This is a genomic window from Methanosarcina sp. 2.H.T.1A.6 (assembly GCF_000979455.1).
In the GTDB taxonomy this organism is placed as follows: Archaea; Halobacteriota; Methanosarcinia; order Methanosarcinales; family Methanosarcinaceae; genus Methanosarcina.
This window is the reverse complement of record NZ_JJOY01000030.1, coordinates 15332-26846: the sequence shown is the minus strand read 5'-3', so window position 1 is coordinate 26846 and position 11515 is coordinate 15332. Positions and strand designations below refer to the sequence as shown.

The following is an 11515-nucleotide window of genomic DNA, read 5'->3' as shown; positions in this document are numbered from 1 at the left end:
AATGAAGATAGAAAGTCTCGACCTGCCCGCTGAAGTAAAGCGCTTTTATGAAAACTCCGGGATTCTTGAACTATATCCTCCCCAGGCAGAGGCTGTTGAAAAGGGACTGCTTGAAGGGAAAAACCTGCTTGCTGCAATCCCTACGGCTTCGGGAAAGACTCTGCTTGCAGAGCTTGCAATGTTGAAGTCCGTGCTCGCAGGAGGAAAGGCACTCTATATCGTGCCCCTGAGAGCTCTGGCTTCCGAGAAGTTCAGGCGGTTTCAGGAGTTCTCCGAACTGGGAATCAGGGTCGGGATCTCAACAGGGGACTATGACAGGCGGGATGAAGGAATCGGCATTAACGACATCATTGTAGCCACATCGGAAAAAACCGATTCCCTGCTCAGGAACGAGACTGCCTGGATGCAGGAGATCTCGGTTGTTGTGGCAGATGAAGTCCATCTTATCGATTCTGCTGACCGGGGGCCCACCCTTGAGGTCACTCTGGCAAAGCTTCGGAAAATGAACCCTTCCTGCCAGATCCTTGCACTTTCGGCAACAGTCGGGAATGCCGATGAGCTTGCAGCCTGGCTTGATGCCGAACTTGTGTTGAGCGAATGGAGGCCCACCGAACTTATGGAGGGGGTACTGTTTAACGGGACTTTCTTCTGCAGGGACAGGGAAAAACCTGTTGGGCAGCCCACAAAAGATGAAGCCATAAACCTTGTGCTCGATACCCTAAAGGAAGGCGGACAGTGCCTTGTTTTCGAAAGCAGCAGGAAAAACTGCGTGGGCTTTGCAAAGAAAGCGACTTCTGCAGTTAAAAAGACTCTTTCCGCAGAAGACAGGGAAGCTCTTGCAGGGATTGCAGATGAGGTCCTGGAAAACAGTGAAACCGATACCTCCTCAGTTCTTGCAGCCTGCATTCGTTCAGGGACGGCATTTCACCACGCAGGCCTTACCTCCCCTCTGAGGGAGCTTGTAGAAGCCGGCTTTCGGGAAGGGCTCATAAAGCTTATCTCAAGTACTCCAACCCTTGCAGCAGGGCTGAACCTGCCTGCCAGGCGTGTAGTTATAAGGAGTTATCGGCGTTATTCTTCCGAAGCAGGCATGCAGCCTATCCCGGTGCTCGAATACAAGCAGATGGCAGGAAGAGCCGGAAGGCCGAGGCTTGATCCCTACGGAGAGGCTGTATTGCTTGCAAAAACATCCGAGGAATTGGTTTTCCTTTTTGAGAAATATATTGAAGCCGGAGCCGAGGATATCTGGTCCAAGCTTGGGACGGAAAACGCTCTCAGGACGCACGTGCTTTCAACTATCTCGAACGGATTTGCCCGGACAAGGGAAGAACTTATGGATTTTCTGGAGGCGACTTTTTTCGCTTTCCAGTACTCAAATTTCGGGCTTTCCACGGTTGTGGATGAATGCCTGAACTTTTTACGGCAGGAGGGAATGCTTGAGAAGGATTCCGATTCCCTTATTTCCACGGGTTTCGGAAAACTTGTTTCCAGGCTCTATATTGACCCACTTTCCGCATCCCTTATTGCAAAGGGTCTAAGAGAAGCCGGAACTCTTACCGAGCTTACTCTCCTGCACCTGGTCTGCAGTACGCCTGATATGCGCCTGATGTATATGCGGAGCCAGGACTATCAGGATATCAATGATTACGTGATGGCACATGCAGAAGAGTTCTCAAAGGTTCCAAGCCCCTTCAATGTTGTTGAGTATGAGTGGTTCCTGAGCGAGGTAAAGACCGCTCTCCTGCTGATGGACTGGATCCATGAAAAGCCTGAAAATGAGCTCTGTTTAAAATTCAACATAGGGGAAGGAGACATCCGTGCAACTGCAGACATTGCCGAGTGGATCATGCACGTGGCTGCCCAGCTTGCCAGACTCCTTGACCTGAAAGGGGCAAAAGAAGCGGCAGAACTTGAAAAACGGATCCATTACGGCGCAGGCCCTGAACTGATGGGGCTGCTAGACATCAGGAGCATCGGACGTGTAAGGGCAAGGAAACTTTATGAGGCAGGCTTCAAGTCCACAGCAGACCTTGCAGAGGCTTCTCCTGAACAGGTGGCTGCTCTTGTAGGGCCGAAGATTGCTGCAAGGATCTTCAAGCAGATCGGAAGAAGAGATGTAGTGCCCGAAGCCCTTGATGCCCGATCTCTTGAAAAAGGTTCTCCTGAATGGCAGAAGACAATCAATGATTTTTGATCTTTTCCTTATGATCATTGATCTTTCCTTTTTTATTTTTCACTTATTGGTGTCCTGATTAATCGGTTTGTCTCTTCCGGAATCCCGGAGGAAATCTTTCAGTTTTCTTCTTTTGCGCCGCGCAGGGCTTAGGCCAGCCTGCCCGAAAGATAAAAGGTGCCCGATAAAACGCCGCTTCAGTTACGAGAAACAATACACTTGAGAAATATTCCCGGGGCTGAATACAATCCTTTTCCAAAAAACCGTTTCCAATTCACGGGTCAATATAAGCGCCTCCGCCAGCTTGTCTGGCGGCCCTATAAAAAAGAACGACCTAATATAGCTAATATGGTTGTACAGGACAGAATTCTTATTTTTTGTTCTTTTATGCCCGGAACCTGAGGTAAAATATTAAATGAGATCAGGGATTTAATGAAAGCAGATTATATCAGATTATATCATTTATACAAGGCTTATACCAAACTTATTGATCAATTTGGATCATGTTTTACCAGGTAATCTCAGAGATGGTCACAATGTTATTCAAAAAATTGTCTGATGTTTCGGAAGCTGAAATGCAGAAATTACTTTCCCGGGGGTCCGGGCTTGCAGATGTTGGGAAAACTGTTTCCTCCGTACTTTCTGATGTGCGCACGAGGGGAGATTCCGCGCTCAGGGAATATACCGAAAAGTTTGATAAAGTTATACTTGCTGATTTTGAAGTAAGCGAGGAGGAATTTGAAGAAGCCCTGTCAGGTATCGGTCCTGAACTTATGGGACACCTTAAAACTGCAGCAGCAAATATCATGGCTTTCCATGAAGCCCAGATGCCTGAAACTACCTGGTTTATGGAACTTCAACCCGGGGTTATTCTGGGGCAGAAGGCAACACCCCTCGAAAGTGTGGGTGCCTATGCTCCGGGGGGCCGGGCTTCCTATCCTTCAACAGTACTGATGACAGTAATCCCTGCCAGGGTTGCGGGGGTCGGACAGGTTATCGTATGCACTCCTCCGAGGGCTGACGGTTCTGTTCATCCTCTTACGCTTGCTGCTGCGAAAGTTGCAGGGGCAGATAAGGTCTTCAAGCTTGGAGGCGTGCAGGCAATAGGGGCAATGGCTTACGGAACCGAAACTGTCCCGAAGGTGGATAAAATCGTAGGTCCTGGAAACGTTTTTGTGACAGCTGCCAAAATGCAGGTAAGGGATGTTGCCGAGATTGATTTTCCGGCGGGTCCAAGTGAAGTTCTTATCCTGGCAGACGATTCTGCCGATGCTGTCATGGTTGCCTCGGATATCATAGCCCAGGCAGAACACGATCCGAGTGCAGTTTCGGTGCTTGTGACCACTTCCGGGACTCTTGCAGAAGCTGTAAATAAAGAGGTATTTGTTCAGGCTGAAAACACTGCAAGAATTGAGATTGTAAAAGCTTCTCTTGAAAATGCAGCAGTCCTGATTGCAGACTCTCTTGAACAGGGCATTGACTTCAGCAATAAGTTCGCTCCTGAGCACCTGGAGATTATGGTGGAAGACTCCGATTTCGTACTTGACAGGATTAAAAATGCCGGATCGATTTTTATAGGGAACTATGCTCCTGTTCCGGTTGGAGATTATGCCTCCGGTACCAATCACGTGCTTCCCACTGCAGGATATGCCAGGATTTATTCCGGTCTGAATATCAACCACTTTCTTAAATATTCAAGTATCCAGAAAATCAGTAAGAGTGGGCTTGAAAGTCTGAAAGAAACTATAATCGCATTAGCTGAGGAAGAAGGTCTGCAGGCACATGCTGATGCTATTAGAACCCGTTTCGGGTACAAACCCTCTAAATAATATTTCTGCTAGTCGATATGTATATAAAATGTAAATGCGTAAACAAAATTTGATATTTAAATAAAAAAGATTTAATTTTTAAATAAGGAGAGTGGGGATTAATATGAAAATCAGAGTGGTTAGTTCACGGGAGGAAATTCCTACCCTAAACCCGAATGAGAAGGTTATCCACCTTGCTTTCAGGCCGTCTAATAGGGATGTATTCATGCTTGCCGAAACATGCCCTAAAATTGAAGCCATACAGCTTCCTAAATCCTACAGAAGGACTGTTTCAAAGTCAATAGAAATGTTCCTGGAAATGCAGAAGATTAATCTCCTTGAAGGGGATGTATGGGGACATCGGAAAGACATTAACGAATACTACAATGTTTCTCAGAATGTTATGGAGAAAATTCAGGAATTAAAAGCCGATCGTTTCTCCAATGAGATGATTGCCGAAAAGCTTTCGAGAGAAAGCAAGCTTAATTCGGACATGATACTCTATATTCTGAGCAAAAGAAACATGGAATTGTCCTGAAGCATGGAATTGTCCTGAAGCATGGAATTGTCCTGAAGCATGGAATTGTCCTGAAGCATGGATTCATCTACCCTTTCAATCATAACTTTTCGGGGCAAATCGGTTTTTCTTCTGTACACCCGTGAAGGATAACTTAACTGAAGGGGGTAGTCAACTTTTTAAGACTCTGTCTTAAAAAGTTTTCCATATATTTCCAGATCTATTTTTTGAAGGGGTTTACGGGGTGGAACTCTCAGCCGTAATAATATTTTCTCTAATTTGCCTATGTTTTTCTCAATTATTTTCCTTAATCAAATACGGTGTTCTTTTTCATCGAGATGTAAAGGAGCTCGTACTCTCCCCTTTAAATCATAAAACCTTAGTATGAAACCCGTTAAATCTTTAGATTTAGAGGGTAGTTGACTTCCTGTATATCTATTATGTTTACTTTTTTGTGTAGCTATTATCTTTACTTTTTTAAAATTATTTTAACAGACGGGTGCGACGGTCAAAGAGTTTCAGTTTATATCAATTCCATAAAAAATTATTGATTTCTATATTACTATATTTTTATATTTATATGATCTCTATATAAAAATTAAGCTGTTTTTTATGCCTTAAATCCTGCATTTTTGTTTCTATATTTTTATTTTTGCTTTTACATATCTCTCTTTTTTAAATATATCTTGTTCTACAAAACAAACCTTTCATACATAACAGAGAAACATTTTTAAATATTGCCGTATAACTTATTTTATTAATTCTTAAACTTAATTAGGGTCTGGGGAATGGTATGAAAATAAGAGTTGTTAGTTCAAGAGATGAAATTCTCTCCTTAAACCCGAACGAAAAGGTAATTCACCTTGCGTTCAGGCCTTCAAATAAAGATATTTTCTTGCTTGTTGAAATCTGTCCGAGGCTCGAAATAGTCCAGCTTCCGAAATCATATCAAAAGACGATTTCGAAGTCTATGGAGATGTTTTTGGGAATGCAAAAGATCCAGCTGATTGAAGGAGATGTATGGGGGCACAGAAAGGACATAAACGAGTATTACACCGTCCCTCCTTCAGTAATGAGTAAAATAAGGAAGATGAAAGCAGAAGGAGTTCCGGACGAAAATATTTCCGAAAAAATAACGAAGGAAAGCAAGCTCAGCCCAAAGATGATCCTTTATATCCTGAACAGAAAGCAGTTTGAGTAATAAGCTTTATTGAAAGTGCAGCCAGAGTGTACCAGTAACACGGTGCAAGGAAATATCTGTATAAAAACATTTTTAAAAAACACATTATCTGGAAAACGTTTTCTCTAAAAAGCACAGGACACCTGAAGGGCATACCTGTCCGATTCTATACTCTTTAACCTTTATAGAACAAAGCGTAAAACCCCCGGGTTTTTAGCCCAGGGGCAGTTTACGTTTTAGCCCGTATATGTTAGCACGTATATTTCAGGCTTTATTTTTTGTGTGTTTTTTAGCTTATGCTCTTTATTATCCCCGGTTATTTCAGACAAGTTCCCTGCTGAAATATTTGTCATAGGAAGCCATGTCAAAGTGACCATGCCCGCTCAGGTTGAAGAGAATGGTCTTTTCTTCCCCCGTCTGTTTGGCTGCAAGGGCTTCATCAATTGCACAGCGAATAGCATGGGAAGATTCAGGTGCAGGCACTATTCCTTCCGTCCTGGCAAACTGTACGGCTGCATCAAAAACTTCCTGCTGGTCATATGAAACCGCTTCCATAAGCCCTTCGGCATAGAGTTTACTTATGATCGGAGAGTCGCCGTGGTAGCGGAGTCCTCCGGCATGGATAGCAGGAGGCGTATGCTTGTGGCCGAGGGTATACATCTTAAGGAGGGGTGTCATCTCGGCAGTGTCTCCGAAATCGTACCTGTACTCTCCTTTTGTGAGGGTAGGGCAGGCTGAGGGTTCGACTGCGACCACTCTTGCACTGTGTTTTCCTTCAAGCCTGTCTTTTATGAACTCAATCCCAATTCCACCTAAGTTGCTTCCTCCTCCGCAGCACCCGATAACCACATCAGGGTATTCTTCGACCTGCTCAAGCTGCTTTTTGCACTCTGCGCCTATTACGGTCTGATGGAGTACAACGTGGTTAAGCACACTTCCAAGGGAATACTTTGTGTTCTCGTGGGCTACTGCATCCTCTACAGCCTCACTGATTGCAATCCCGAGGCTTCCTGGGGTGTCAGGCTGCTCCTGCAGGATCTTTCTTCCGAACTCCGTATCCGGGCTTGGGGAAGGCACTACATTTCCTCCCCAGAGGGTCATGAGGGATTTTCTGTAAGGTTTCTGGTAGTAACTGGAACGGACCATATAGACCTTGCATTCGAGGTCGAAGTAGTTGCAGGCAAGAGAAAGAGCACTTCCCCACTGCCCTGCTCCTGTCTCTGTTGTGAGCCTCTCGGTACCCTCTTTCATGTTATAGTAAGCCTGGGCAATGGAGGTATTTGTTTTGTGGCTGCCTGCAGGGCTAACTCCTTCGTACTTATAATAGATCTTTGCAGGGGTCTTGAGAACTTTCTCCAGCTGATGGGCTCTGAATAGGGGGCTTGGTCTCCAGAGCCTGTAAATATCAAGCACTTCCTCGGGAATATCAATATACCGATCGCTGCTCATTTCCTGCCTGATCAGTTCCTTCGGGAAAATAGGCTCAAGAGCATCCGGGCTTATAGGCTGCCAGGTTCTGGGGTCAAGAGATGGATCAATTGGAGTGGGAAGGTCGGAAAGGACATTGTACCATTTCTTCGGCATCTCATTTTCATCAAGGATAATCTTTGTCTGTTCCATGAAAATCTCCTTCACATTATTTCTGTACAAAATCGTACCTTGATGTATTTAAGCGTTATCTGTTTTGCATGTCTGAACTCCAAACCACACCTTTATACTTTGTGAATCTTAGAATCACCCTCGAAATTACGGAAACGAAAAAAAGAAAACGTGTGCCGGCTTTCCGCCGGTTGTTGTTTACGATTGTTGTTTACGATTGTTGATTATGATTGTTGATTATGATTGTTGATTACAGTTGTCATCTCAATCTTCCGGCAAGTTTCACTGCAACTTTTGCAACCTCTGAAGCATCCGGACCGAGAAGCCTGACCATAGGTTCTTTTCCCATTCCTCCTTCATCATAGATTACTTCAGGCATTCCTCCGTATTCTTTAATTGCCTCAGAAGTGCCCCAGTCCATGGTACTGACCTCTTCAGGCTCTTTAGATCTGTCAAAAGAGGAAATCTCAAGCCCCATTTCCCTGCAGGCTTCAAGGATCTCTTCTGAATATTTTACATTCATGGCAGCTCTGATGTCAGGATTCTCGCGAAGAGCTGCAAAAACGACCCTTGCTACATGCCTGCTGGCTCCAAAGTCAACACATCCAACAGGATTTGTCCTTCCTCTGTACCTTACTATCCTGCCGTCCACAGCCGCAATGTCCTCATAGTTTCGGGCGCCCGGAATTGCCCTTCCTATGTTACATCCAACCTCAGGAATGAGCTTTGCAAACTCAGGGTTGTCTGCAAGGATTGATACCGCTTCTTTTACATCCTTCAGGGCAAGGTAGCGCTCTTTTTCCTCAAGGGTCTTTCCGAGGGGGTTTACAGGGTCCGCTCCTCTGCCCGCAGGCAGGCTCCTCTGGATTGCCTGCTCCACGAATTTCTTTGCCTTCCTGGCAGCGGTTTCCAGACTGTTCCCATAGGAAAGGCAGGCAGTCATCGATGCAGAGTAGGTACAGCCCGAGCCGTGGGTTCCTCCTCTGACAAAAGTTCCGGGAACGCGGGTAAAGGTGCCGGAAACGGATTCATAGAGCAGGTCAGTCGCATCAAGGTGCCCTCCTGTAACAATAACGGCTTCAACTCCAAGGTCTGCAATTTTTCTTGCCGCGAGTTTTGCATCCTCATGGGTTTTGACAGGAATTCCTGCAATTGCACCTGCCTCAGAGGCGTTTGGAGTCGTAACCTTACAGAGGGGCAGCAGTTCTTCGATAAGGACCAAAAGCGCTTCTTTTCGCAGGAGGTCTCCTCCGGCTTCAGCAGCCATGACAGGGTCGATCACCAGGGAAAGTCTGTGCTTTTTTACCTGCTTTGCAACCTCCTTTACGATTTCCGATGAGGCAAGCATTCCGGTCTTTACCCATTTGATATTCATATCCGTACAGACAGCTTCGATCTGGCTTGCAACAGCTTCAGGGGCAAGGTCAAATGTCTTAAGAACTCCTGTTGTATTCTGGGCAGTTACGGAAGTTATGGCACAGGTACCGTGAACTCCAAATGCGGCAAAGGTCTTCAGGTCAGCAGCAATTCCGGCTCCTCCTCCTGAATCCGAGCCTGCAATCGTCATCACAATAGGGGTTTTTGATAAGGGATTTCCTGTCATTATACTCCTCTTTTTTATATTTTCTTTATATGTTTAATATACTGGCATATACTGCCTTTTTCCAGAATGACTTTTTCCAGAGCTTGCTTTTCTGTTTCTCGGGCAAAGGAATTTTTATTTTATTCTATAGAGTGATCTGTATAATTCTGCAGAGATTTCTATACTGCAGATACTTCCGGGCAGCTGGCTTTTGAAGAAACCGTCTTTCGAAAAACTGGATTACATAATGTTTCTGCAAGCTTATGAAGGACTGTTTTTTGCAGGTTTTATTTTCTGCAAACTTTTTAAATCATTTCTGAAAGCGTTGAGTGAAAGTGTTTTAGTAATATTGTATTTTTCCCCTGAAAAGAGTATTTTTCTTCTATTTTGGGTTCGTTTATATATTGGAACCTGAAAAGGATATATTGCTTCGATACATTTATATATTGTATTTGCGACTTTGATGCAAATAATCAAATACTTAAGCGCGGCGATCAGTTTAAGTCTGGATTAACTATTTATATTGATATAGATAATGAATTGATTTATAATGTTTTAAGGGGATTGTAAGGATGGCAAACCGACCTCTGGATATTTTGAACAACGCACTGGACACACCTGTAATTGTTAGATTGAAAGGCGCACGTGAGTTTAGGGGCGAGCTGAAAGGATACGATATTCACATGAACCTCGTGCTTGACAACGCTGAAGAATTAAGAGAAGGAGAAGTTGTAAGTAAATTCAGCAGTGTCGTTATTCGCGGTGATAACGTGGTATACGTATCTCCGTAATCTATATCAAGCACTTCATCTATTAACGTTAAACCTCGGTGAGCAGCAGAATCTGTATGACTGAGAATTAATTCCAAAAAACAAAATTGCTTCGAATTATCGAATATCACACACTAATAAGTTGATTTTTATAAGGAGATCTAGGAATGAGTAAAGGCACGGCATCAATGGGAAAAAGACAGAAGCGCACTCACGCCAAATGCAGAAGATGCGGCAGCGTTTCATTAAACATACATACAAAAGAGTGTACTTCATGCGGTTTCGGAAAAACAACCCGCATGAGATCTTACAAATGGCAGGCAAAGTGCAAGTATTAAACTTTCCTGCTCAATTTTCTTTATTTTTTACCTGCACCGGAGGTTAAGATTGAAAGAAGAATGCGGGGTTGCAGGCATAATCCTCCCTGACGACAGGCCTCAGTCAAATGCTGTCGCATTCAAGCTTTATTACGCTCTGTATGCCCTCCAGCATAGAGGACAGGAGTCCACAGGCATAATGGTGCATGACGGTACGTCTCCTAAGTCCATCAAGGGCATGGGGCTTGTGCCTGATGTGTACAACAAGGAATCCCTGGGGCATCTCATAGGGAACGCAGGAGTCGGGCATGTCCGCTACTCCACGACTGGCGGGTCAAAGATTGAAAACTGTCAGCCTTTTATCCTGAACTTCAAGGGTGGAACAGTTGCCATCGCCCATAATGGGAATCTGGTAAATGCCAGAGAACTTAAGGATGAGCTGGAAAACGAAGGCCGGATTTTTATAAGCGACTCCGATACTGAGGTTATCGGTCACCTGCTTGTGAAAGAACTGATAAAACATGATCCTATCGAGTCTATCAGGATCGTAATGCGCAAGCTTGTTGGCTCTTATTCCCTTGTTATCTTCATTAACGGCACTGTGTATGCTGTCAGGGACTCCTTCGGCTTCAAACCCCTCTGTTTTGGAGAAGTTGACGGTGGATACGGAGTTTTTTCGGAGAGCGTGGCCATCGATACTCTGAACGGCACTCTTATTAGAGACGTCAGACCAGGCGAGGTTATGGTCTTCACGGGTTCAGGCTTTGAGAGCTACCAGCTCACAAGTGAGCCCCATCCTGCACATTGCGTTTTCGAGTTCATTTACTTTGCAAGGCCCGATTCCGTCATAGATGGTAAACTCGTCTACAAGGTCCGGGAAAGAATCGGAAGGGAGCTTGCCCGCGAGCATAATGTAGACGCAGATATAGTTTCTCCTGTCCCTGACTCGGGAATCACGTCTGCAATCGGCTATGCAAGGGAATCCAAAATCATGTACCTGGAAGGTCTTATGAAGAACCGCTACATAGGGCGCACATTTATTCTTCCGGGACAGGACCTGCGTGAAACTGCAGTCAGGCTCAAGATGAACGCCATTCAGGATAACATCAAAGGCAAGCGTGTAGTCCTGGTTGACGACAGTATTGTCCGCGGCACGACTTCCAGGCGTATCATAGATATGGTCAGGAAGGCGGGAGCTTCAGAAGTCCATGCAAGGGTCGGAAGTCCGGCAATTATTGCCCCCTGCTATCTAGGGATCGATATGGCAACCAGGCAGGAACTTATCGCCTCGTACAAGACTACAAAAGAGGTTGAAGGGCTTATAAACGCTGATTCTCTCGGTTATCTCAGCATTGAAGGGCTTATGAGAGCTCTTGAATGCGATAGGAACGACATGTGTGTCGGCTGCCTTACAGGTGAATATCCTGTAGAAATCCCGGGTGAGATCTGCAGAAAAAAACAGACCCGTCTGGACGATTTCAGTAAGGCTAAAAACTCTTCTCAGTCAGTCTCTTCAGGCAGCCCTTAAGGGACTTTCTTTTTCTTTTATTATTTTATTGTTCTCATTTT

General features: G+C 44.9%; 10 protein-coding genes. 7 read left to right on the top strand and 3 right to left on the bottom strand.

Features of this window, described 5'->3' with window-relative positions:
* The first annotated feature begins 1 nt into the window (after position 1).
* From EO98_RS07845 to EO98_RS07835, 3 genes are all read left to right on the top strand, one after another.
* Positions 2-2194: an ATP-dependent DNA helicase gene (locus tag EO98_RS07845; protein WP_048138251.1), complete on the top strand. Its 2193-nt coding sequence runs from the start codon at positions 2-4 to the stop codon at positions 2192-2194.
* Positions 2195-2700: 506 nt separating this feature from the next.
* Positions 2701-4002: a histidinol dehydrogenase gene (hisD, locus tag EO98_RS07840; RefSeq protein ID WP_048138249.1), complete on the top strand. Its 1302-nt coding sequence runs from the start codon at positions 2701-2703 to the stop codon at positions 4000-4002.
* A 103-nt stretch (positions 4003-4105) separates the two neighbouring features.
* Positions 4106-4519, top strand: a complete 414-nt coding sequence (locus EO98_RS07835; RefSeq protein WP_048136335.1) for a DUF1699 family protein — start codon at positions 4106-4108, stop codon at positions 4517-4519.
* Here the strand turns inward: EO98_RS07835 and EO98_RS19395 are convergent.
* Positions 4483-4617: a hypothetical protein gene (locus EO98_RS19395; RefSeq protein ID WP_255350267.1), complete on the bottom strand. Its 135-nt coding sequence runs from the start codon at positions 4615-4617 to the stop codon at positions 4483-4485. The genes EO98_RS07835 and EO98_RS19395 overlap by 37 nt on opposite strands.
* 674 nt (positions 4618-5291) lie before the next feature.
* On the opposite strand from EO98_RS19395, the gene EO98_RS07830 reads away from it, so the two are divergent.
* On the top strand, positions 5292-5699 hold the full coding sequence (locus EO98_RS07830) for a DUF1699 family protein (RefSeq protein WP_048138247.1): 408 nt from the start codon (positions 5292-5294) through the stop codon (positions 5697-5699).
* A gap of 300 nt (positions 5700-5999) precedes the next feature.
* On the opposite strand, the gene EO98_RS07825 is transcribed toward EO98_RS07830, so the two are convergent.
* Both EO98_RS07825 and thiD read right to left on the bottom strand, forming a co-directional pair.
* Entirely contained in the window at positions 6000-7298 is a 1299-nt protein-coding gene (locus tag EO98_RS07825) for a TrpB-like pyridoxal phosphate-dependent enzyme (protein WP_048138246.1), read from the bottom strand.
* Positions 7299-7536: 238 nt separating this feature from the next.
* Positions 7537-8880 carry a bifunctional hydroxymethylpyrimidine kinase/phosphomethylpyrimidine kinase gene (thiD, locus tag EO98_RS07820; protein WP_048138244.1) on the bottom strand — a complete coding sequence of 448 codons (1344 nt, stop codon included), beginning with the start codon at positions 8878-8880 and terminating at the stop codon, positions 7537-7539.
* Positions 8881-9431: 551 nt separating this feature from the next.
* Here thiD and EO98_RS07815 point away from each other — a divergent pair.
* The 3 genes from EO98_RS07815 (at position 9432) to purF (ending at position 11474) form a co-directional block, all read left to right on the top strand.
* On the top strand, positions 9432-9650 hold the full coding sequence (locus EO98_RS07815) for an LSm family protein (RefSeq protein WP_011032293.1): 219 nt from the start codon (positions 9432-9434) through the stop codon (positions 9648-9650).
* A 146-nt stretch (positions 9651-9796) separates the two neighbouring features.
* Complete coding sequence (locus EO98_RS17835; RefSeq protein WP_082098527.1) at positions 9797-9967, top strand: 50S ribosomal protein L37e; 171 nt, start codon at positions 9797-9799, stop codon at positions 9965-9967.
* Between the two features lie 49 nt (positions 9968-10016).
* Entirely contained in the window at positions 10017-11474 is a 1458-nt protein-coding gene (purF, locus tag EO98_RS07810) for an amidophosphoribosyltransferase (protein ID WP_048138240.1), read from the top strand.
* Positions 11475-11515 lie beyond the last annotated feature (41 nt).